The organism is Neoroseomonas rubea, from assembly GCF_016106015.1.
Classification (GTDB): Bacteria; Pseudomonadota; Alphaproteobacteria; order Acetobacterales; family Acetobacteraceae; genus Neoroseomonas; species Neoroseomonas rubea.
Genome location: NZ_JACADQ010000662.1, coordinates 1 through 936 on the forward strand (window position 1 = coordinate 1; position 936 = coordinate 936).

1 protein-coding gene is annotated in these 936 nt (G+C 75.2%); it reads left to right on the top strand.

Annotated elements, in window-relative coordinates; all coding sequences use genetic code 11:
- On the top strand, positions 1–628 hold a 628-nt coding region (locus HW577_RS25665), incomplete at its 5' end, for a uracil-DNA glycosylase (RefSeq protein ID WP_198378908.1).
- Positions 629–936: the final 308 nt, after the last annotated feature.

The following is a 936-nucleotide window of genomic DNA, read 5'->3' on the forward strand; positions in this document are numbered from 1 at the left end:
CCTGCCCCCCGCCGCGGGCCGTGCCGCCGCCGCGGCTGCCGCGGCCGGCACGCTCGAGGAACTGCGCGCCGCCATCGCCGCCTTCGACGCCTCCCCCTTGCGGGAGACGGCGACGAACCTCGTCTTCTCCGATGGCGACCCCGCCAGCGGGCTGATGCTGATCGGCGAGGCGCCAGGGGCGGAGGAGGACCGGCTCGGCCGCCCCTTCGTCGGCCAGTCGGGGCAGCTGCTCGACCGGATGCTGGCGTCGATCGGCCTGAGCCGGGAGGCCGGCGGCTTCGTCATCACGAACATCCTGCCCTGGCGCCCGCCGGGGAACCGCACGCCGACGGATGCGGAAATAGCGCTGTTCCTGCCCTTCGTCCTGCGCCACATCGCGCTGGTGCGCCCCCGGCGGCTGGTGCTGCTGGGCGGTGTGGCGGCCAAGGCGCTGCTGCGGGCCAAGGATGGCATCACCCGGCTGCGCGGGCGCTGGCACCAGGTGGCGGTGGACGGCATGGGGGAGGTGCCCGCGCTCGCCACGCTGCACCCGGCCTATCTGCTGCGCACCCCGGCGGCCAAGCGGGACGCCTGGGCGGATCTGCTGTTGCTGCGCCGCACGCTCGAGGCCGGATCGCCAACCAAATGAGCAGACGCCGTCTACAGGACGGGCGCCAAGTCCCTGTGCGCGTTGAGGCGCGTTCCAATTTGCGGGATTCGTCGGCTTAATCGCCGTTGCGCGAGGCGACTCCGGCTCCTAGTCGAGTCGGGCCATGCGCGCGCTCTGCCCCATGGCCCTGCGCTCCCCGGCGGCCGTCCTGGCCGCGATCGGGGCGCCCCTGTGGCTCGGAACCCCCCCTCCGGCCGCGGCGGAACGGGCCGCCCAGACCGCCTCCGGCGCCCTACGCCCCGCAGCCGCGGCCGCGGGGACGGCCGGCTTGCCGCGACCTCTCGCCG